3 protein-coding genes (1 of these 3 cut by a window edge) are annotated in these 25,189 nt (G+C 69.1%); all 3 read right to left on the reverse strand.

Translation table 11 applies throughout. The features are described from left to right. Positions 1-2: 2 nt before the first annotated feature. Tightly spaced (each overlapping or abutting the next), the 3 genes in view from OG792_RS20235 to OG792_RS20245 form a layout consistent with a single transcriptional unit that may run on beyond the window. The gene (locus OG792_RS20235) at positions 3-8,192 is read right to left on the reverse strand and encodes a non-ribosomal peptide synthetase (protein ID WP_329101145.1); all 8,190 of its coding nucleotides are present in this window, start codon (positions 8,190-8,192) and stop codon (positions 3-5) included. Further along, positions 8,171-11,383 (reverse strand): non-ribosomal peptide synthetase, encoded by a 3,213-nt coding sequence (locus OG792_RS20240; protein WP_329101148.1) that lies wholly within the window; start codon positions 11,381-11,383, stop codon positions 8,171-8,173. Before OG792_RS20240 ends, OG792_RS20235 begins: the two co-directional genes overlap by 22 nt. Next, on the reverse strand, positions 11,383-25,189 hold the 3' portion of the coding sequence (locus OG792_RS20245; protein ID WP_329101150.1) for a non-ribosomal peptide synthetase. The gene runs 8,486 nt beyond the window's last position; only the last 13,807 of its 22,293 coding nucleotides appear in the window; its start codon lies beyond the right edge, outside the window; its stop codon occupies positions 11,383-11,385. The genes OG792_RS20240 and OG792_RS20245 overlap by 1 nt, the downstream gene beginning before the upstream one ends.

The following is a 25,189-nucleotide window of genomic DNA, read 5'->3' on the forward strand; positions in this document are numbered from 1 at the left end:
TGTTACTCCTTGTCACCACGCATGGGCCGAAGCACCGGCCGGTTCGATTTCTGCTGTTGGCCGATCCGGCGCGCCAGGCCGGCCGCAGTGGGCGCCTGTAGGAGGGCGCGCAACGGCACGTCAACGTCGAGCGCCGCCCGGATCCGGGCGAGGGCCCGGACCGCCAGCAGCGACTGACCGCCGAGGGCGAAGAAGTCGTCGTCGATGCCGACCCGGTCCAACCCGAGAACCTCGGCGAAGGCGGCACAGACCGCCTCTTCCCGGGGATCGGTCGGGGCGCCGCCGCCCGGCACCGGCGTCGGGGCGAAGTCCGGCAGGGGCAGCGCGCGGCGGTCGATCTTGCCGTTGGGGGTCACCGGCAGCGCGTCGAGCAGCACGACGGCGGATGGCACCATGTACGGCGGCAGCCGGTGCGCCACGAACTGCCGTATCCGCTCGGCCACCTCGTCGTCGGCGAGGCCCATTGCGGAGGTGGCGGCGACGTCGGGCCAGTCGAGGCGCAGCCGGTGGCGCTCGGCCTCGTCCACGGTGTCGATCGCACTCAGCGGCGGGTCGCTGTCGTCGTCCGCCGCGGCCTGCAACGCGTCGACCAGGTTCCGCGTGGTGGTGCGCAGCAGCGCCGCCACCGTGTACGGGTCGATCGGCGCGGTGGCGTCGACGGTGAGCACCAGGGCGTCGCCGTCGTCGTCGACGGATGCGTTGACCGGGAACGTGCTGCGTTCCCGGGCGTGCAGCACCCGGATCCCGGTCGCCTCCGGGATCAGGTCGGGCTCGTCCGACGGGTCGGCGCCGTTGTTGTGCCGGTAGTTGAACAGGGCGGTGAACAGTGGGGTCTCGGCGGCGACGCCGCTGGCCCGTTGCGCGACGGCAAGCGGCGCGTGCTCGTGTTCGAGCAGGCCGGCAAGCTGGTCGCGCATCGCCACCATCGCCGCCCGTACGGTCAGCTCGCCGGTGCGGACCCGCACCGGCAGGGTGTTGATGAATGGGCCGGGCACCCGGTCGGAGCCGGTGCCGGCGTTCATCCGCCCGAACAGCACCGTGCCGAACACCACGTCGTCCCGTCGGGCGAGGGTGGCGACGACCCGCGCCCAGGCGACGTGCAGCAGCGTGGCCGGGCTGACGCCCAGCGTTCGTGCGGTCTCGCGCAGCCGGTCGGCGAAGCCGGCCGGGAAGTGGAGCCGTTCCCTGGTCAGGTTGCTGCCGTCGCCCCGTACGTCGCGGATGCCGAACGGCACCGTCGGTTCGGTGACATCGCCGAGGAGCTCGGCGAAGTAGCGTTCGTGCTCCGTTTCGGCGACGGCGGTGCGGGCGTGCGCGACGAAGTTTCGGAACGGCAGTGGAGCGGCGATCAGGTCGTCGCGGCCGGCGAGGATCGCCCGCACCTCGCCAAGCAGCACGTCGAGCGCGACGTGGTCCTGGATCATGTGATGGACCCGCAGCAACGCGTACCAGCCCGGCCCGTCGGGCGCCGCGGCGGCGTGGATGTCGAGCAGCGGGGCACGGTCGAGGTCCATGGCAAGCCCGGCGACGGCAGCCAGCACGACGACCGGGTCCTCGTCGGCGGCAAGCACTGTGTCGATCACCGGCAGGGTGACCCGTCGCCACACCACCTGCACCGGCTCCGGCAGCCCCTGCCAGACGATCGCGGTGCGCAGAACGTCGTGGCGGTCGACGACCCGGCGTAAGGCGTCGACGAACCGGTCGAGGTGGGCCCGAGTGTCGAACCCGACGGTGGTCGACATGATGTAGGCATCAATGCCGCCCTCGGCGAGTAGATGGTGGAAGAGGATGCCCTCTTGCAGCGGGGCGAGGGGATAGATGTCGGCGATGTTGCCGGCGCCGCCGTCGACGGTGGCGGCGATCCGGTCGACCTGCTCGACGGTCAGATCGACCAACGGCAGCATGTCCGGGGTGATCTCGGTGGCGTCGATGGGAATGGCATTGGCCGGCACATCGACCTGCCGGGCACCGCCGGTCACCGCCAGCGCCGCCGGCGTCGGCGTCTGGAAGAACGCCCGTACGGACACCGACACCCCACGCCGACGCAACCAGTCGACCAGCCGCACCACCAGCAACGAATGCCCACCCAGAACAAAGAAATCGTCATCCACACCGACCACTTCCAAGCCGAGGATCTCCGCGAACCCCGCACACAGCAATTCCTCACGCGCATTCACCGGTGGACGGCCGGAACCAACCCGGATCTGCGGGTCAGGCAGAGCGGAGCGGTCGAGCTTGCCGTTGGCGGTCACCGGCAACGCATCCAGCACCACCACCGCCGCAGGCACCATGTACTCCGGCAACCGCCGGCTCACGTATTCCCGGACACCGGTACCGTCACCACCGACGACGTACGCGATCAGCTTGTCGTCGCGGACGATGACGGCGGCCTGGGTCACCTCCGGGTGCGCGGCCACGGCGGCCTGCACCTCACCCAACTCGATCCGGAACCCACGCAGCTTCACCTGCTCATCCGTACGACCCAGATAGTCCAGTCGCCCGTCAGCGGTCCAGCGGACCAGGTCACCCGTGCGATACAACCGCCCACCCGGCTCGTACGGATTGGCAACGAACCGCTCACCGGTCAACCCGGCCCGGTTCACATACCCCCGCGCGAGCTGCACACCAGCCAGATACAACTCCCCGGCCACACCCACCGGCACCGGCCGCAAACTGTGGTCGAGCACATACGTGCGGGTATTCGCGACCGGCTCACCGATCGTCACCCGCGCACCCGACTCACACCGAGCGGCGGTAACGTCAACCGACGCCTCCGTCGGCCCGTACAAATTATGCAGTTCAACATCGGGAAGCGCGGCCAGGAACCGATCCTGCACAGTGGCCGGCAGCGCCTCACCCGAACAAATCACCCGGGTAAGGACGCCACACCGGTCAGCGACCGGCAGGAACGCCTCCAGCATCGACGGCACAAAATGCACCGTCGACACCCGCTCAGCGTCAATCAACTCCGCCAGATACGCCGGATCACGATGACCCCCCGGACGCGCCACCACCAAAGTCGCGCCCTCCAACAACGGCCAGAAAAACTCCCACACCGACACATCGAAGGTAAACGGCGTCTTCTGCACCACCCGATCCGACTCCGTGAGTCCAAACCGGTCCTGCATCCACCGCAACCGGTTCACAATCCCCGCATGCGAAACAACAACACCCTTCGGCCGACCCGACGACCCCGACGTGAACAACACATACGCCGGATGATCCGGACGCGGACGCGCACGCACCGGCGGCGCCGACGACGACGGCGCCTCGTCGACCCCGACCCGGGCCACACCCAACGGCAGCACCGACGCGCACTCCGGCGAGGTCACCACCGCCACCGGCAACGCGTCAGCCAACATCACCGCCACCCGCTCCACCGGATACTCGGGATCAACCGGCAAATACGCCCCACCCGCCTTCAGCACACCCAACAACGCCACCACCAGATCAGCACCACGCGGCAGACACACCCCCACCACCGACTCCGGACCCACACCACGCCCCACCAACACCCGCGCCAACCGCTCCGCCCGCGCATCCACCTCCGCATACGTCAACGACTCGCCCTCGAAGACCACCGCCACCGCCGCCGGCGACGCCACCACCCGCGCACCGAACAACGAAACCAGCGTGTCGCCCGCCGGATACACCACCGACGTGTCATTCCAGTCGATCAACAGGCGCGCACGCTCGTTGCCGTCGAGGACGTCCACGGCGCCTACCCGTACGGTCGGGTCGGCGACCACGGTGCGCAGCACCCGGACGAACCGTTCGCCGAGTTGGTGTACCGAGGCCGGATCGAACAGGTCGGCGGCGCCGATCAGTTCGCCGCGCAGGCCCTGCGGTTGCCGGGCGGGACCGTACTCCTCGGTGATGCCGAGCTCCAGGTCGAACTTTGCGGTCCGGGCCTCCGACCCGACGTGACCGGTGTCGACGTCGGTCAGTTCGAGTACCGCCGCCGCCTGATTCTGCACCGTCAACATCACCTGAAACAACGGATGCCGCGCCAACGACCGCACCGGCGACAACTCCTCCACCAACCGCTCAAACGGCACATCCTGCCGCTCAAACGCCGCCAAATTCGACTCCCGCACCCGCCCCAACAACTCCACAAACGACGGATCCCCCGACACATCACCCCGCAACACCAACGTATTAACAAAAAACCCCACCAAATCATCCAACGCCTCATCCACCCGACCCGCCACCGCCGTACCGATCGGCACATCCACCCCCGCACCCATTCGCGACAACAACACCACCAACGCACCCTGAACCACCATCGCCACCGTCACACCCTGCACCCGAGCAAGCCCCACCACCGCCGCGTGAACCTCAGCCGACACCACCAACGACACCCCATGACCCCGAAAACTCGGCACCACCGGACGCAACCGATCCACCGGCAAACCCAACTCCTCCGGCAACCCAGCCAAAGCCTCCCGCCAAAAACCCAACTGCCGCGACAACACACTCCCCGGATCCGACTCCACACCCAACAACTCCCGCTGCCACACCGCAAAATCCGCATACTGCACCCGCAACGGCAACCACCCCGGCACCCCACCGGCCACCCGCGCCGCATACGCCACCGAAAGATCCCGCGCCAACGGCACCAACGACCACCCATCAGCCGCCACATGATGCACCACCACCACCAACACCGACCCACCAAACAACCACGCCCGCAACGGCACCTCAACCGACAAATCAAACGGACGACCAATTACCTCCGACAACTCCCCCACCGGACCATCGACAACCCCCAACCGCCAATCCAACTCCCCCACCGGAACAACCCGCTGAAACGGCTCACCATCAACCACCGGAAACACCGTACGCAACACCTCATGCCGACCCAACACATCCCGCAACGCCAACTCCAACGCCAACACGTCCACCCCATCCAGCCGCAACACAAACGGCATGTGATAGACCCCGGACGACCCCTCCAACTGATTCACAAACCACAACCGACGCTGCGCGAACGACAAACCCACCCGCGACCCACGCACCACCGGAACCACCACCGGACGCGCGACCGCCACCGACGACAACCGCACCGCCAACCGCCCCGGCGTCGACGCCTCAAACAACACCCGCAACGACACCTCCACCCCCAACACCACCCGCACCCGACCAACCAACCGCACCGCCAACAACGAATGCCCACCCAACACAAAAAAATCGTCATCCACCCCCACCACATCCCGACCCAACACCTCAGCAAACACCACACACAACAACTCCTCACGCGGCGTCAACCCCACCCGACCCACACCACCACCAGCCTCAACCACCGGCACCGGCAACGCCTTACGATCGACCTTGCCGTTCGACGTCAACGGCAAACAATCCAACAACACCACCACCGACGGCACCATGTACTCCGGCAACCGCCCCGCCACAAACCCCCGCACACCCTCAACATCAAAACCCGCCCCACCCGCAACCACATACGCCACCAACCGCCGCTCACCCGGACTATCCTCACGCACCACCACACACACCTGCTCCACACCCGGACACACCGCCACCACCGCCTGCACCTCACCCAACTCAATCCGAAACCCACGAATCTTCACCTGATCATCAACCCGACCCCCGAACACCAACTCACCATCCACCGTCCACCGCACCAAATCACCAGTCCGATACATCCGCTCACCAAACCCAAACGGACACGCCACAAACCGCTCCCCAGTCAACCCAGCACGCCCCACATAACCCCGCGCCAACTGCGACCCCGCGATATACAACTCACCCACCACACCCACCGGCACCGGCACCAACGCGGCATCCAGGACGAACGCCCGGCTGTTGGGCAGCGGCCCGCCGAACGGCACCGGGCCGTCGGCGCAGCCCGGGTCGATCCGGCCGGCGGCCATGATGACGGTGGCCTCGGTCGGCCCGTACGCGTGCACCAGGTGCCGGCCCCGCGCCCATCGGGCGGCCAGGGCCGGGTCGACGACCTCGGAGCCCACCACCATTGCCTCGATGTCGGTGAACTGCGCCGGGTCCAGCACAGCCAGCAGCGACGGCACCACGCTGGCTGAGCGCACTCCATTCTCGGTGACCAGCCGGTGCAGCAACTCCGGCTCCGACCGCTCCGCCGCTGAGGCGATGAACAGGGTGCCACCGCAGGCGAGGGTGACCGCCACGTCGAGTACGGAGGCGTCGAAGCTGAACGAGGCGAATTGCAGGACGGGAATTCCGGGTCGTACCCGCAGCACCGACGCGAACACCGACACGAGGTTGGACAGGCCGCCGTGCGGGACGCACACGCCCTTGGGCCGTCCGGTTGAACCGGAGGTGTAGATGACGTACGCCGCCCCGCCGGGCGCCGGGGCGGTAGGCAGCGCGACGTCGGCGAGGTCGTCCGGTAGCGGCGCATCGACGACGACCGGGTCGACGTCGTCCGGCAGCACGTTGGCGCACGACGACGCGGTCAGCACCACGCGCGGCCGGGCATCGGAGACGAGGTAGGCGATGCGCTCGGCCGGATATTCCGGATCGATCGGCAGGTACGCGCCGCCGGCCCGCCAGACGGCCAGGATCGCCACCACCATGTCGAGTCCGCGGGGCAGGCAAAGCCCGACGACAGTCTCCGGTCCGACGCCGCGGGCCGCGAGCAGCCGGGCGAGCCGGTCGGCCCGGGTGGCAAGTTCGGCGTACGACAGCGCGGCGCCCTCGTGCACCGCGGCCGGCGCCTCCGGCGTACGGACCACCTGTCGGCGGATCAGCTCCGGCACCGGGATGCCGGCGAAGTCCGCAGCGGTGTCGTTCCACTCCTCGATCACCCGGCGCCGTTCGGCGTCGTCGAGGACCTTCACCGCGCGCAGCGGCGGGTCGGTGTCGCCGTCGAGAGCGGCCCGGAGCCGGGTCACCAGGTCGTCGACCGTGGTGACGATGAGCCGGCCCAGGGCGTCGACGTCGATCGGCGCCACCGCGTCGACGGAGACGCTCGCGTCGTCGCCGTCGTCGTCGACGGAGACGGTCAGCGGGTAGTTGTTGCGCTCGTGGGCGTAGACCACCCGGATGCCGCCGTCGCCGTCGCCGGTGGGGTCGGCAGCGGCCGTATTCCGCCGGTAGTTGAAGATCGACGTGAACAGCGGGGTGTCGGCTGGTACGCCGCTGACCCGCTGCGCGACGGCGAGCGGGGCGTGTTCGTGTTCGAGTAGGGCGGCCAGCTGGTCGCGCATGGTGGCGACCGCGTCGCGTACGCCGGTGTCGCCGGTCCGTACCCGGACCGGCAGGGTGTTGATGAACGGGCCGGGCACCCGGTCGGCGCCGGCGCCGGCGTTCATCCGACCGAACAGGACCGTGCCGAACACCACGTCCTCGCGGCCGGAGACAACGGCGAGCGCCCTCGCCCAGGCGACGTGCAGGACGGTCGCGGGACTCGCGCCGAGCCGTCGGGCGATCTCGCGCAGCCGGCCGGCCAGTCCGGGCGGGAACGGGGTGCGACCGCGCGCCGGGTACAGATCGCTGCGGACTTCCGGCACCCCGAACGGCACGGTCGGCTCGTCAACGTCGCCCAGCAGTGCGGCAAAGTACCGCTCGTGCTCCTCCTGAGGGACGCCGGCGCGGGCCTGGGCGACGAAGTCGCGGAACGGCGGCGCGGGCGGCAGTTCGTCGCCCCGGCCGGCGAACAGCGTCCGCACCTCGTCGAGAACGACGTCGAGGCCGGTGTGATCCTGGACGAGGTGGTGGACACGGACCAGCACCAGCCACCGGTCGTCGCCGGGGATCCGGGCGGTGAACAGGTCCATCAGCGGCGCTCGCCCCAGGTCGATCCGCGACCCGCCGGCCCGGACCAGCTCTGCGACCGGGTCGTCGCCGTCGGGGTCGAGGGTCACCTGCTGGACCCGGAGGGTGGCTTGCCGCTGGACGACCTGGACGGGTTCGGGCAGGCCGTCCCAGACGATCGAGGTGCGGAAGATGTCGTGCCGGTCGACGATTCGGCGCAGCGTGTCGACCAGCCGGTCGACGAGTGCGTGGGCGTCCAGCTCGATGACGGTGGGCAGGACGTAGGTGTCCGGTCCGTCGCCGGCCAGCAGATGGTGGAACAGCAAACCCTCCTGTAACGGAGCCAGGGGATAGATGTCAGCGATATTCGCGGCACCACCATCGACGCTGACAGCGATCCGATCAATCTGCTCGACGGTCAGCTCAACCAGCGGCAACATATCCGGAGTAATCCCAGTGGCACCGACCGGAATCCGATTCGCCGGCACCTCCACCTGCCGAACACCAACACTAGCCGCCAACGCACCCGGAGTAGGAGTCTGAAAAACGCCCGCACCGACACCACCACACCACGCCGACGCAACCACTCCACCAACCGCACCACCAACAACGAATGCCCACCCAACACAAAAAAATCGTCATCAACCCCCACACCATCCACACCCAACAACTCAGCAAACCCCGCACACACCAACTCCTCCCGCACATTCACCGGCGCCCGACCCCCACCCCCAGACCACACCGGCACCGGCAACCGCCCACGATCCAACTTCCCATTAACCGTCAACGGCAACGCATCCAAAACCACCACCGCCGCCGGCACCATATACCCCGGCAACCGCCGAGCCACCTCCCCCAACACCACCCCCGACAACCCCACCAAATCCACCCCACCCACCGGAACCACATAAGCCACCAACCGCACATCACCCCGAACATCCTCACGCACCACCACCACCGCCCGCGACACCAACCCCACCGCCGCAACCACCGCCTCCACCTCACCCAACTCAATCCGAAAACCCCGAACCTTCACCTGATCATCAACACGACCCACAAACTCCAACCGACCACCACCACTCCACCGCGCCACATCCCCACTCCGATACATCCGCCCACCCAAACCACCAAACGGACACGCCACAAACCGCTCACCAGTCAAAGCAGCCCGCCCCAAATAACCCCGCGCCAACTGCCCACCCGACACATACACCTCACCCACCACACCCGGCGGCACCGGCCGCAACCCCGCATCAAGCACAAACACCCGCAACCCCGGCAACCCCCGACCCACCACACTCCCCCCACCACCCGAACCCACCCGCTCAAACGTCACATGCACCGTCGTCTCAGTAATCCCATACATATTCACCATCACCGGCCCACCACCACCATGACGAACGAACCAACCCCCCAACCGACCCGGATCCAACGCCTCCCCACCAAACACCACCACCCGCAACAACGACCCATCCAACAAATCCATCACCCCATAAAACGCCGACGGCGTCTGACTCAACACCGTCACCCGCTCCCGCACCAACAACGCCGCGAACTCCCCCGGCGACCGCGACACCTCAAACGGCACCACCACCACCCGACCACCATGCAACAACGCACCCCACAACTCCCACACCGAAAAATCAAACGCCGCCGAATGAAACCACGACCACACATCAGCACCATCGAACCCACCAAACAACCCCGCCGCACCCGCAAACAACCCCACCACATTCCCATGCGTAACCGTCACACCCTTCGGCCGACCCGTCGACCCCGACGTATAAATCACATACAACGAATGATCCACCAACACCGACACCGGCAACGCAACCGGCAACCCCGCCAACTCCGCGACGACCTCCACATCGTCCAGCACAACCACCGGCACCGGGCAATCAACCAACACCCCCACAGTCGCCGCCGAAGCCAACACCACCACCGGCCCCGAATCCTCCAACATGTACCCAACCCGCTCCACCGGATACCGCGGATCAACCGGCACATACGCACCCCCCGCACGCACCACCGCCAACATCGCCACCACAAACTCCGAACCCCGACCCAACACCAAAGCAACCCGCGACTCCGGACCCACCCCACAACCCACCAACAAACTCGCCAACCGACCCGCCCGCTCATCCAACTCGCCATACGTCAACCCCACACCATCCGCCACCACCGCCACCGCACCCGGCGCCCCCGCCACCACCGCCGCAAACAAGTCACCCACCGACACCGCCGGCACCACCACCGGCACCGAATTCCACTCCACCAACACCCGCCGACGCTCAACATCATCCAAAACATCCACCGAAGACAACCGACGACCGACATCGGCCACCACCACGCCCAGCAGCCGGACGTACCAGATGACCAGGCGCTCGACGGTGGCCCGCTCGAACAGGTCGGCGGCGCCGACGACCGCCCCGTGCAACCCGGCCGGCATGCCGGCCGGGTCGACGGTCTCGGCGGCGTTGATCTCAAGATCGAACTTCGCCGCGCCCGGTCCGGCCGACAAGCGCCCGGTGGTGACGCCGGACATCGCCAGGTCGGAGTCGGCGTTGTTCTGCACGGTCAGCATCACCTGGAACAGCGGGTGCCGGGCCATCGACCGCGCCGGCGACAACTCCTCCACCAGCCGCTCGAACGGCACGTCCTGATGCTCGAACGCGGACAGCCCGGTCTCCCGCACCCGGGCCAGCAGCTCGGCGAAGGTCGGATCGCCGGACAGGTCGGTGCGCAGCACGAGAGTGTTGACGAAGAAGCCGATCAGGTCGTCGAGCGCCTCGTCGGTGCGCCCGGCGACCGCGGTGCCGATCGGCACGTCGGCGCCGGCCCCCAGCTTGGACAGCAGTACGGCGAGGGCAGCCTGCAACACCATGAACACGGTGACGCCCTCGGTGCGGGACAGCTCCACGATCCGGGCGTGCACGTCGGCGGGTACCCACAGCGGCACGGCGTGTCCCCGGTGGGTGGCCTCGGCCGGCCGTGGGTGGTCCGCGGGCAGGGCAAGTTCCTCGGGTACGCCGTCAAGGGCGGTCTGCCAGTAGCCGAGCTGCCGGGACACCACGCTGTCCGGATCGGACTCCGCGCCGAGCAGCTCCCGCTGCCACAGGGCAAAATCGGCGTACTGCACCGGCAGCGGCGCCCAGTCCGGGGCGCGGCCCTCGCGCCGCGCGGCGTACGCGGTGGAGACGTCGCGGCCGAGCGGTTCCATCGACCAGCCGTCGCCGGCGATGTGGTGCAGGACCACCACCAGGACCGAGTCGGTCGGGCCGGCGCACACCAGCGAGCCGTGCACCGGCACGTCGGTGGCCAGGTCGAAGGTGTGCGCGGCGGCCACCGCGACCGCCGCGTCGAGCCCGTCGGGTGCGACGTCGACCACGTGCAGGTCCCAGTCCAACTCGGCGACGTCGAGGACCTGCTGGTACGGCTCGCCGTCGACAGTCGGGAAGACCGTACGGAGCACCTCGTGGCGGTCCAGCACGTCCCGCAGGGCCGCCCGCAGCGCGGCGACGTCTACGCCGCCGGAGAGATGCAGCACGATCGGCATGGTGTACGTCGTGCCGACATCGCCCAGTTGGGCGATGAACCACAGCCGGCGCTGCGCAAACGACAACGGGATCATCAGGAATCCTTCCGCTCACGCATCGGCCGCAGCGCCGGCCGACTGGACTTCTCGGCGGGAATGCGCTGGGCAAGCTGGGCCACGGTTGGCGCGTCGAACAGGTCGCGGAGGCCGAGTTCGACGTCAAGCACGGTGCGGATGCGACTGATCAGCCGTATGGCCAGCAGCGAGTGCCCGCCGAGGGTGAAGAAGTTGTCGTCGACGCCGACCCGTTCGAGCCCGAGGACCTGCGCGAACGCGGCGCACAGTGCCTCCTCGCGCGGGTTCGCGGGCGCGCGGCCGGAACCGGCGGTCCCGGCGAAGTCGGGCGCCGGCAGGGACCGCAGGTCGAGCTTGCCGCTGCTGGTCAGCGGCAGGGCGTCCAGGGTCACCACCGCGGCCGGCACCATGTAGCCGGGCAGCCGCCGGGCGACGTGCTCGCGGACCTTGGCAGGGTCGGCGGCGCCGACCACGTACGCCACGATCCGGTCGTCGCGGACCGCGACGGCGGCCTGGGTGACGTCGGGGCTCGCGACCACGGCGGCCCGGACCTCGCCGAGTTCGATGCGGAACCCTCGGATCTTGACCTGGTCGTCGGTGCGGCCCAGGTACTCCAGTTGCCCGTTGTCGGTCCAGCGGACCAGGTCGCCGGTGCGGTACATCCGCTCCCCCGACCCGCCGTACGGGCAGGCCACGAACCGCTCGGCGGTCAGCTCGGCCCGGTTGACGTAGCTCCGCGCCAACTGCACACCGGCCAGATACAACTCCCCGGCCACTCCCACCGGGACGGGTTGCAGGCCGCTGTCCAGCACGTAGGTGCGGGTGTTCGCGACCGGTGAACCGATCGTCACCGGCACACCGGGCTCGCACCGGACGGCGGTGACATCAACCGACGCCTCCGTCGGCCCGTACAAATTGTGCAGTTCGACATCGGGAAGCACGGCCAGGAACCGATCCCGCACACCGGCCGGCAACGCCTCACCCGAACAAATCACCCGGGTAAGGCCGGTGCAGGACTCCGCCACCGGCAGGAACGCCTCCAACATCGACGGCACAAAATGCACCGTCGACACTTGCTGCGTGCGAATCAACTCGGCCAGATAACCCGGATCACGATGACCCCCCGGACGCGCCACCACCAGCGTCGCGCCCTCCACCAACGGCCAAAAGAACTCCCACACCGACACGTCAAACGTGAACGGCGTCTTCTGCAACACCCGATCCGCAGCGGACAACCCGAACCGGTCCTGCATCCACCGCAACCGGTTCACAATCCCCGCATGCGAAACAACAACACCCTTCGGCCGACCCGTCGACCCCGACGTGAACAACACATACGCCGGATGATCCACACACAGATCGACCACCGTCTCCGGCACCGGACCATCCAGACCGGTGATCGAATCCAGGACCAGCGTCGCCCCGGCATCGGCCAACATCACCGCCACCCGCTCCGCCGGATACCCCGGATCGACCGGTAGATACGCCCCGCCGGCCTTCAACACGCCCAACAACGCCACCACCAGATCGAGACCACGGTCCATCCGCACCCCGACCACCGACTCCGGACCCACACCCACAGCCCGCAAATACCGGGCGACCCTGTTGGCCCGAGCGTCCAGCTCGGCGTACGTGAACGGCTCACCCTCGAACACCACCGCCACCGCATCCGGCGACGCGGCGACCCGCCCCGCGAACAAATCCGGCAACGTCCCATTAACCGGATACGACACCTCCGTGTCGTTCCAGCCGACGACCAACTGCCGACGCCCGGCCTCATCGAGCGCGTCGACCGAGCGAAGCGACAGCTCTCCGTCCGCCTCCAGCGCGGTCACCAGATTGCCGATCACCGTACGCAACAACGAGGCGACCGAATGAGCGTCGATCGGCGTGGCCGCATCCACAGTGAGGTAGATGGCGTCGCCGTTGTCGTCGACGGAAGCCGTCAGCGGATAGTTGGTGTTCTCCCGGGAGAACACCACCTGAATGCCGTCCGTGCCCGTCGTCTCGACGGCTTCGGCCTCCGTGGTCTCCTGGGCGGCGTTGTGCCGGTAGTTGAGGATCGAGGTGAACAGTGGCGTCTCCGGTGCCACCCCGCTCGACCGTTGCGCCAGCGCCAGTGAGGCGTGTTCGTGTTCGAGCAGCCCGGCGAGTTGGTCGCGGATCGCGCTAACTGCCGCCCGGACGTTCAGGTCGCCGGTGCGCACCCGTACGGGCAGGGTGTTGATGAACGGTCCCGGCGCCCGGTCGGCACCGGCGCCGGCGTTCATCCGGCCGAACAACACGGTGCCGAACACCACGTCGTCGCGGCCGGACAGCACCGCGACGGTGCGCGCCCACGCGACGTGCAGCAACGTGGCGGGGCTGGTGCCCAACGACCGGGCCACTCGTCGGAGCTGACCGGCCAGGGCAGCGCCGAGGGCGGCCGAGGCGTGCCGCTGGCCCGTGCCGTCGCCGCGCACGTCGAGCACCCCGTACGGGGCGGTTGGCTCGTCGACGTCGCCGAGCAGGTCGGCGAAGTATCGCTCGTGCTCCTCCTCGGCCACTCCGCCACGGGCCTGCGCCACGAACTCCCGGAACGGCACCACCGGCGCCAGAGCGTCGTCCCGCCCGGCCATCACCGCGCGCACCTCGGCGATCAGCAGGTCCAGACCCGTGTGATCCTGCACCAGGTGGTGCACCCGGACCAGGGCCAGCCACTCATCGCCACCCGGCACCGCCGTCCGGTGGACCTCGATCAGCGGTGCCCGACCCAGATCCATCGCCGTCTCCCCGGCGGCGAGCAGCTCCGCCACCGGATCGGCCCCGGCAACCGCCACCTCGGTCACCGGCAGGGTGGCGTGCCGCCACACCACCTGCACCGGCGAGTCCAGACCCTCCCAGAGGATCGCCGTACGGAAGACGTCGTGCCGATCGATCACCCGCTGCAACGCCGCCAGGAAGCCGTCGAGCAACTCCCGGCGATCGAACCGCACCACGGTCGGCAACACGTACGCATCCCGGCCCCCCTGGGCCAGCAGGTGGTGAAACAGCAACCCCTCCTGCAATGGGGCGAGCGGGTAGATGTCGGCGACGTTGCCCGCACCACCGTCGACCGTCGCCACCACCCGGTCGATCTGCTCCGGGGTCAGCGCCACCAATGGCAGCATCTCCGGAGTGATCGGGACGGCGTCGACCGGAATCGCGTTGGTCGGCACCCGCACCTGCCCCCGACCGGCACCCGCGGCAGCCAACCCGGCCGGCGTGGGGGTCTGGAACAACGCCCGCACCGGCACCGACATCCGCCGCTGGCGTAGCCATTCGACCAGCCGTACGACCAGCAGCGAGTGACCACCCAGGGCGAAGAAATCATCATCGACGCCCACACTCTCCAAACCCAACACCACGGCGAAGCCCGCGCACAACAACTCCTCCCGCGCGTTCGACGGCCCCCGCCCCACCCCCACCCCCACACCCGCATTCGCAGCAAAATCCGGAACCGGCAACGCCCGCCGATCCAACTTCCCCACCGCAGACAACGGCAACCCATCAACCACCACCACCGCCGCCGGCACCATATGCCCCGGCAACCGACCAGACACATAAGCCCTCACCCCAACAGACAAACCCCCACGATCAACACCCGACACCGGCACCACATACGCAACCAACCGCCTATCCCCCGTCGAATCCTCCCAAGCAACCACCGCAACCTCAACCACATCCGGATGCCCCGCAACAACCACCTCCACCTCACCCAACTCAATCCGAAAACCACGAACCTTCACCTGATCATCAGAACGACCCACATACTCCACCAACCCACCCACACCCCACCGCACCAAATCACCCGTCCGATACATCCGCCCACCCACCTCAAACGGATTAGCCACAAACCGCTCACCCGTCAACCCCGCCCGACCCAAATAACCCCGCGCCAACCCCACACCCGACAAATAAAACTCACCCACCACACCCACCGGCACCGGACACAACCCCGCATCCAAAACATAAACCCCAACATTATCCAACGGACGACCAATCGGCGGCACACCCCCCACCACACCATCCGCAAACCACTCCGTCGAATACACCGTCGCCTCAGTCGGACCATAAACATTCGCCACCCGCACCCCCGGCAACGCCAACCGCACCTCACCCAACACCCGCTCCGACAACGCCTCACCAGCCAACACCACCACCCCCACCCGAGCACCCACCCCACCACCACCCAACACCCGCACCAACGCCGACGGCACCGCACTCACCAAACTCACATCCCACTCCCGACCCCCACCCACCAACTCCAACAAATCCGCCACCACCTCCACACAACCCCCACACACCAACGGCCCAAACAACTCAAACACCGACACATCAAAACTCAACGACGTCGACGCCAACACCCGCGAAAAACCCCCACCACCAAACCGACCAACCGCCCAACCCAACAAATCCACCACCGACCGATGCTCCACCACCACACCCTTCGGCCGACCCGTCGACCCCGACGTAAACATCACATACGCCGGATGCTCCCCCCGCAAACCAGAACAACCCACAAACCCCCCACCATCCACCCGATCATCCACCGACACCCGAACAATCCCCCGAGGCAACACCCCCTCCACCACCGAAGACGTCACCACCACCACCGGCACCGCATCACCCACCATAAACGCCACCCGCTCCACCGGATAACCCGGATCAATCGGCAAATACGCCCCACCCGCCTTCAACACCCCCAACACAGCAACAACCAAATCCACACCACGCGGCAAACACACCCCCACCACCGACTCCGGACCCACACCCCGCGCAGAAAGGAACCCCGCCAACCCAGACGCCCGCGAATCCAATTCCGCATACGTCAACGCCACATCACCACACACCACCGCCAATGCGTCCGGCGTCCGCGCCACCTGCGCCTCAAACAACCCCGACACCGTCACCCCCACCCGCTCCACCACAGACCCATTCCACTCCACCAAAACCCGACGACGCTCCACCTCGTCCAACACATCCACCGCACCCAACCGCAACCCCGGATCGGCCGACACCAGCCGCAGCACCCGGACGAACCGGTCGGTCAGCCGGCGTAGCGACTCGGGCTCGAACAGGTCGGCGGCCGCCACGACGCTGCCCCGGATCCCGGCCGGCCGGCCGCTCTCGTCGACCATTTCCTGAAGGCTGAAGTCGAGGTCGAATCGAGCGGTCGCCTCGGCGACCTCGCCGGCGAACGTGCCGCCGGAGTCGGCCGCCACGTCGGTCGCGGCCACGTCGAGAACGGCCTCCTCCTGGTTTTGCAGGGTGAGCATCACCTGGAACAGTGGGTTGCGGGCCAACGACCGCGTCGGCGCCAGCTCCTCCACGAGCCGTTCGAACGGCACGTCCTGGTGGGCGAAGGCAGCCAGGCTGGTCTCCCGGACCCGGCGCAGCACCTCGGTGAACTCCGGGTTGCCGGACAGGTCGCCGCGTATCACCAGGGTGTTGACGAAGAACCCGACGAGATCGTTGAGCGCCTCGTCGGTGCGGCCGGCGACGGCCGTACCGATCGGGATGTCGGTGCCGGCGCCGTGCCGGGACAGCAGCACGGCGAGAGCCGCCTGCAACGCCATGAAGACGGTGACGCCCTCGGCCCGGGCCAACCGCGCCAGATCGGCGTGTACGTCTGCGGGCAGTTGCACCGAGACACGGTGACCACGGTCGCTGAGGACCACCGGGCGCGGCCGGTCGAACGGCAGGTTCAGCTCCTCGGGCGCCCCGGACAGGTTGTCTCGCCAGTAGGCGACCTGTCGGGCCAGCAGGCTGTCCGGGTCCTGTCCGTCGCCGAGCAGCTCGTGCTGCCAGAGCGCGTAGTCGGCGTACTGCACCGGGAGCGGCGTCCAGTCCGGGGCGGCGCCGTTGCCACGGGCCGCGTACGCGGTGGAGAAGTCCCGGGCCAGCGGGGTCCAGGACCAGCCGTCGCCGGCGGTGTGGTGCATGACCACGAGCAGCACGTGCCGGTCGGCGTCGGTGCTGAACAGCCAGGTTCGGATCGGCAGCTCGACGGCCAGGTCGAAGGCGTACGACTGCCAACGGCCGACCGCCGCGTCGATTTCGTCGTCGGCCACCATCTCGTGCCGCACCCGCCAGTCGAGCTGATCCGCCGGCACGATCCGCTGCACCGGCTCGCCGTCGACGGTCGGGAACAACGTACGCAGTGCCTCGTGCCGGCCGATGACATCGCGCAGCGCGGCCTCGATGACGGCCGGATCGACCGGACCGGCAAGGCTGACCGCGTTCGAGACGTTGTAGACCGGGCTGGGTCCCTCGAGCTGGTTGATGAACCAGAGGCGGCGTTGACCGGAGGACAGCGGGATACGTTCCGGGCGGGGTCGGGCGGTCAGCACCGGCCGACCCACGCTGTCGGTGGAGTCGTCCTCGGGGTCGGGCAGGGTCGCGGCCAGTCCGGCGACGGTCGGGGTCTCGAACAACGCCCGGATCTCGACCTCGACACCCAGCAGCGCCCGGATCCGACTGATCAGACGTACCGCCAACAGCGAATGCCCACCCAGGTCGAAGAAATCGTCATCGACACCGACGCCCTCGACACCGAGGACCTCGGCGTAGGCCGCGCACAACAGTTGCTCCCGCTCGTTGGCCGGCTCCCGTCCGGCGCCGGCCGACGCGGCCAGATCCGGCTCGGGCAGGGCCCGACGGTCCAGCTTGCCGTTCGAGGTCAGCGGCAGCACGTCGAGCACCACCACGGCCGACGGCACCAGGTGCTCGGGCAACCGCTGTCCCGCGTAACGACGCACCTGCTCGACAACACCGTCAACGTCGTCGTCGGACACCACGTACGCGATCAGCCGCAGCTCACCACGGACGTCCGGTCGCGCGACCACGGCGACCTGATCCAGCCCGGGGCACCGGGCCAGCACCGACTGGATCTCGCCCGGCTCCACCCGGAACCCACGGATCTTGACCTGCTCGTCGACCCGGCCCAGGAACACCAACCGGCCGTCGGCCAACCGCCGCACCCGGTCGCCGGTGCGATACATCCGCCCAGCCGTGCCGTAGGGGCAGGCCACGAACCGCTCCGCCGTCAGTCCCGGTCGGCGCAGATAGCCACGCGCCAACGCCGCACCCGCGACGTACAGTTCGCCGGGCGCCCCGACCGGCACCGGCCGCAGACCCGCGTCCAACACATAGGTACGCACGTTCGCGATCGGCTCACCGATCGGCACCACCTGCCCACCGTCCAGGCGGGTCGTGGTGACACCGATCGTGGTCTCGGTCGGCCCGTAGTGGTTGAACACCCCCCGGTCCCCGGCGGCGGCGACCAGCTCGGCCACCCACTCGGCCGGGGCGGCCTCACCGCCGAGCACGAGACTCCCGGCCGGGATCACGTCCTCCAGGCGACCGGCCGCGCCGAGCGCCATCAGATGCGACGGCACCGCCTTGAGGTGATCGATCCGGTGCTCGGCCAGATAGCCGCCCACGGTGACCGGGTCGGTGACCGCCTCCTCCGGCAACACGTGCAACTGCCCGCCCCGGGCCAGGCTCGCGAACAACACCGTGTTACCCAGGTCGGTGACCTGAGCCTGCAACAACGCGTATCGGCCACCACGGGCGGCGAAGCCGAGCCGGTCCGGCACCGAGGCCACATAGTTCGCCAACGCGCCCTGGGTGACCGCCACACCCTTCGGCTGGCCGGTGGAGCCGGACGTGTAGATGACATAGGCCAGGTCGCCGGGGCGACGCGACACGGACGGGGCGGTGGACTCGGCCATCGCCAGGTGCGCGGCGGTCATCGCCCCGTCCAGCGCCACGATGCGTACCTTGCCGGCGGGTAGGTCGTCCACCAGGTCCTCGGTGGTCAGCAGCAACACCGCCAGGCTGTCGCGCAGCATGTACGCCATCCGGTCAACGGGCTGCTGCGTGTCGATCGGCAGATAGGCCGCACCGGCCTTCCACACCCCGAGAATCGCGGTGACCAGCTCGACCCCGCGCGGCAGCGACAGGGCGATCACCGACTCCGGACCGACGCCCTGGGCGAGCAGGTAGCGGGCCAGCCTGTTCGCCCGCGCGTCCAACTCGCCATAGGTGGTCCGCTCGCCGTCGGCGACCACCGCCACCGCGTCCGGGGTCTCGACGACGCGCCGCGCGAACGACGCCACCACCAGCTCCGCCTCAGCATCGGTGGCGGTGTCGTTGAACTCCACCAGCACCCGATGCCGCTCCGCCTCGTCGAGCACGTCGACGGCGTGCAGCCGCAGCGACGGGTCGCCGGTCACCGTATCCAGGACCCGGACCCAACCGGCGGAGACCCGGTCGGCGAACGGCGCGTCGAACAGATCCGCCGCCACCGTGACAGTGCCCCGCAGACCCGCCGGTCCGCCATCGGCGTCGAACACCTCACCGACCAGCACGTCCAGGTCGAACTTCACCGCCGAGGTACCCGAGCCGAGACCCGACGCCTCGACGCCGGGCAGGTCCAGCACCGCGTCCACCGTGTCGGTCTTCGTCAGCACCACCTGGAACAGCGGGTGCCGGGCCATCGACCGGGCCGGCGCCAACTCTTCCACCAACCGCTCAAACGGCACATCCTGATGCTCAGCACCGGCCAGCGCCGCCTCCCGCACCCGCACCAGCAGCTCCGCGAACGACGGATCACCCGACAGGTCCGCCCGCAGGACGAGCGTGTTCACGAAGAAGCCGACAAGATTGTCGAGCGCCTCGTCGGTGCGACCCGCGTGCGCCGAACCGATCGGGACGTCGAGGCCCGCACCCAACCGCGACAACAGCACCGCCAGCGACGCCTGCATCACCATGAACACCGTCACCCCGTGCGCGCGGGCGGTCTCCACCATCCGCGCGTGCACCGCGGCCGGCACGTCGACCGGCACGCTGAACCCACGGTGACTCGCCACCGCGGGCCGTGGCCGGTCGTGCGGCAACGCCAACTCCTCCGGCACACCGGCGAGCGCCTCCCGCCAGTAACCGAGCTGCCGCGACACCAGACTCCGCGGATCGGTCTCGTCGCCCAGCACCGCCCGCTGCCACAAAGCGAAATCCGCGTACTGCACCGGCAGCGGCACCCACTCCGGCTCCGCCCCCCGTTGACGAGCGGCATAGGCCGTCGACACGTCCTGGGCGAGGGGCGCCATCGACCAGCCGTCACCGGCGATGTGATGCACCACCACGACCAGCACCTCACCGCTGATCAACCAGGCCCGGATCGGGACCTCGACCGACACGTCGAAGGCGTACGCGGCCGCCTCGGCGACCGCCGCCTCGACGTCACCGGTCTCCACCCGCTCCAGCCGCCACGCCAACCCGTCCATCGGGAGCACCCGCTGGTACGGCTCCCCGTCCACCGTCGGGAACACCGTCCGCAGCACCTCGTGCCGCCCGACCACGTCCCGCAACGCCGCGTCCAGCACGGCCGCGTCGACCGCGCCGGACAACCGCAGCACCACCGGCATGTTGTACGCCGCCGTCGGCCCCTCCAGCTGGTTGATGAACCACAACCGGCGCTGCGCGAACGACAACGACAGCCGCTCCGGCCGCTCCCAGGGCACCAGCGCCGGTCGACCCGCACCGGCGTCGGTCAGCCGCGCCGCGAACCGGGTTGGCGTCGGCGCCTCGAACAACACCCGCAGCGACACCTCCACCCCGAACACCGACCGCAGCCGACTCAGCAACCGCACCGCCAACAGCGAGTGGCCACCCAGGGCGAAGAAGTCGTCGTCCACTCCCACCCGTGGCAGGCCCAACACCTCGGCGAACGCCGAGGCCACCAGCTCGGCGCGCGGATCGGCACCGCCACGGGCGGCGCTCACCGACAGCGTCGGCGCCGGCAGTGCCGCCCGGTCCAGCTTGCCGTTCGCCGTTGTCGGCAGCGCATCCAGCGCGACCACCGCGGCGGGGACCATGTGCGCCGGCAACCGCCGGCCGACGAACTCCCGGATGCCGGTGCCGTCACCACCGACGACGTACGCGACCAGCCGGTCGTCGCGCAGGACCACCGCCGCCTGGACAACCTCCGGGTACGCCGCGACGGCCGCCTGCACCTCACCCAGCTCGATCCGGAACCCGCGCAGCTTCACCTGGTCGTCCGTCCGACCGAGGTACTCCAGCCGCCCGCCGTCGGTCCAGCGGACCAGGTCACCGGTGCGGTACATCCGCTCCCCCGACCCGCCGTACGGGCAGGCCACGAAACGCCCGGCGGTCAGCCCCGACCGGCGCAGGTAGCCCCGCGCCAGGCCGGCGCCGGCCAGGTACAGCTCGCCGGCCACCCCCTGCGGCACCGGACGCAGCGCGGCGTCCAACACCAGCGTGCGGGTGTTGGCCACCGGCCGACCGATCAACGGGCGGTCGCTGTCGGTGGAGTCGAGCGAGGTGGCGTACACGGTGATCTCGGTGGGGCCGTACAGGTTGACGCACCGCACGCCGTCGGCGGCGCGGAGGTCGGCCCAGATCTGCGGGGTGACCGCCTCACCGCCGAGCATCATGATCTCCGGCGGGGCGGCCAGCAGGCCGTCGGCGACCAGGCGTTCCGCGTACGTCGAGGTGATCACGTCGATCACCTGGATGCCCCGGTCCCGGACGTACGCCACGGTGGCGGCGGTGTCACGGCGGACGTCGTCGGCGACGACGTGCAGTTCGTGCCCGGCGGCCAGCCACAGCAGCGGGTCGACCGAGGCGTCGAAGGACAGCGAGGAGGTGAACGCCACCCGCTTGCGCCCGTCCGTGGCGGCGGGGATGAACCGGGAGGTGTGGACGCCGTACAGGTTGCGCAGGCCGCGGTGGGTGACCACGACACCCTTGGGTCGGCCGGTCGAGCCCGAGGTGTAGATGATGTAGGCGGGCTGCTCGGCGTGCCGAGGCGGGACCGGGTTGTCGGTCGGCGTGTCGGCCGGTTCGTCGACGGTGGACGGGGCGTCGAGCACCAGCACCGGGGCGCCCGCCGGGACCGCGTCGGCCGTCCGGGTCGAGACCAGCAGCAGCGCCGGAGCGGCGTCGGCGATCATGAACGCGATCTGCTCCGCCGGGTACTCCGGGTCGATCGGCAGGTACGCCGCACCGGCCCGCCACACGGCCAGGATCGCGGCCACGGCGTCCAGGCCCCGCTCCAGCATCAGCCCGACCACCGACTCCGGCCCCACCCCACGGTCGGCGAGCAGCCGGGCCAGCTGGTTCGCCCGCGTCGCCAGCTCGGCGAACGTCAGCGACGCGTCCCGGAACACCACCGCTGTCGCGTCCGGCATCGCCGCCGCCCGCGCCGCGTACACCTCCGGCAGGAACTGCGGGGCGACCTCGGCCGCCGTGTCGTTCCAGTCGACCAGGACCCGACGCAGTGCCGCGGCGTCGAGCACGTCGACCGTGTTCAGGGCCACGTCGTCGGCGCTTTCCAGGGCGGTGAGCAGACCGGTCGTGGTCGTCGCCAGCAGCGCGCCGACCTCGTACGGGTCGATGGCCGGCACGCCGTCGATGGTGAGCGCGATGCCGTCGCCGTCGTCGCTGACCGACACCGACAGCGCGAAGTTGTGGTACTCCCGGGAGTAGACGACGGACACGCCGTCGAGGGCCGGGTCCGGGTCGGCCGCCGTGCTGTGTCGGTAGTTGAACAGCGACGTGAACAGCGGGGCGTCGCCGGGCAGGCCGCTGGCCCGCTGGGCGGTCGCCAGCGGTGCGTGCTCGTGCTCCAGCAACCCGGCGAGCTGGTCGCGCATGGCGGCGACCGCCGCACGCGCACCCACCCGACCGGTACGCACCCGGACCGGCAGGGTGTTGATGAACGGGCCGGGCACCCGGTCGGCGCCGGCGCCGGCGTTCATCCGACCGAACAGGACCGTGCCGAACACCACGTCGTCGCGGCCGGAGAGGGCGGCGAGGGTACGCGCCCACGCCACGTGCATCAGCGTCGCCGGGCTGGTGCCGAGCGTCCGGGCCACCTCGCGGAGCCGGGAGGTGACCGTGTTGTCGAGCCCGATCCGGGCGTAGGTCTGACCGGTGCCGTCGCCGCGCACGTCGAGCAGCCCGTACGGGGCGGTTGGCTCGTCCACGTCGCCGAGCAGCGCGGCGAAGTACCGCTCGTGCTCCTCGTCGCTGACGCCGCCGCGGGCCTGCGCGACGAACTCCCGGAACGGGGCCGGGGCGGGCAGGTCCGCGCCGCGGCCGGCGAGGATCGTCTGGATCTCGGCCAGCATGATGTCCATGCCGGTGTGGTCCTCGATCATGTGGTGGGCGCGGACCAGGGCCAGCCAGCGGTCGCTGCCCGGCACCGCGGCGAGGTGGACGTCCAGCAGCGGCGCCCGGCCCAGGTCCATCCAGAGCCCGACCTGCTCGGCCAGGGCGGCGGACGGGTCGTCCGCGTCCGGCAGCACGACCTCGGTCACGGGCAGACCGGCGGTACGCCACACGACCTGCACCGGCGTGTCGAGTCCTTCCCAGACGATGCCGGTGCGGTAGATGTCGTGCCGGTCGACCACCTGCTGTACCGCCGCGAGGAAGGTGTCGAGTCGCTGCCGGGAGTCGAACTCCACCACGGTCGGTGTGACGTACGCGTCGACTCGGCCGTCGGCGGCGAACAGGTGGTGGAACAGCAGCCCTTCCTGGAGCGGGGCGAGGGGATAGACGTCGGCCACGTTGGCCGCGCCGCCGTCGACGGTGGCGACGATCCGGTCGATCTGCTCCACGGTGAGCGTGACGAGGGGCAGCATCTCCGGGGTGACGACCGTGGCGCCGGCCGGGATCGCGTTGGCCGGCACGGTCACCTGGTGGGCATCCGCGGCGGTGGCCAGACCGGCCGGGGTTGGCGTCTGGAACAGCGCTCGGACGGCGACCGACATGCCGCGTTGGCGCAACCACTCGACCAGCCGGACGACCAGCAGGGAGTGTCCACCCAGGGCGAAAAAGTCGTCGTCGACACCGACCTCCGGCAGGCCGAGCAGGTCGGCGAAGCCGGCGCAGAGCAGTTCTTCCCGGGCGTTGGCCGGAGTGCGGCCGCGGCCGGCCAGACCGGCGAAGTCGGGTGCGGGCAGGGCCCGCTGATCGAGCTTCCCACTCACCGTCACCGGCAGGTCGTCAAGCACCACCACCGCGGCCGGCACCATATGCCCCGGCAGCCGCTCCGCGACGAACCCACGCACCCGGCCCGGCAACCCGTCAACATCCCCACCATCGGCAACCGCATAAGCAACCAGGCGCCGGTCACCCACCACATCCGTATGCACCACCACCACCGCCCGAGCAACACCCGGACAGGCCGCAACCGCCGCCGCCACCTCACCCAACTCGATCCGGAACCCACGAATCTTCACCTGATCATCAACCCGGCCCAAAAACTCCAACCGCCCCCACACATCCCACCGCACCACATCACCCGTCCGATACATCCGCTCACCCACACCACCGAACGGACACGCCACAAACCGACCCGCCGACAAACCCGCCCGCCCCAAATACCCACGAGCCACACCCGCACCCGCCAAATACAACTCACCACCCACACCAACCGGCACCGGCCGCAACAAAGCATCCAACACATACGCCCGCGTATTCGCAATCGGCACACCCACCAACGGCCGCTCACCAACGGCCACCGACAAACCCAACGCATCCACGCTGTACTCCGTCGGCCCATACAACGGCACAAACAACATCCCCACCACACCCCGCAACCGATCCCACAACCCAGAACCAACCGCCTCACCACCCAACAACAAAACCTCCGGCGGCCCCTCCAACAACCCATCAGCCACCAACTGCTCCGCATACGTCGGCGTCACATCCATCACACCCACACCCACCTCAACCACATACCGCACCATCGCCGCCGTATCCCGCCGCACCTCATCA

The organism is Micromonospora sp. NBC_01699 (genome assembly GCF_036250065.1).
Classification (GTDB): Bacteria; Actinomycetota; Actinomycetes; order Mycobacteriales; family Micromonosporaceae; genus Micromonospora_G.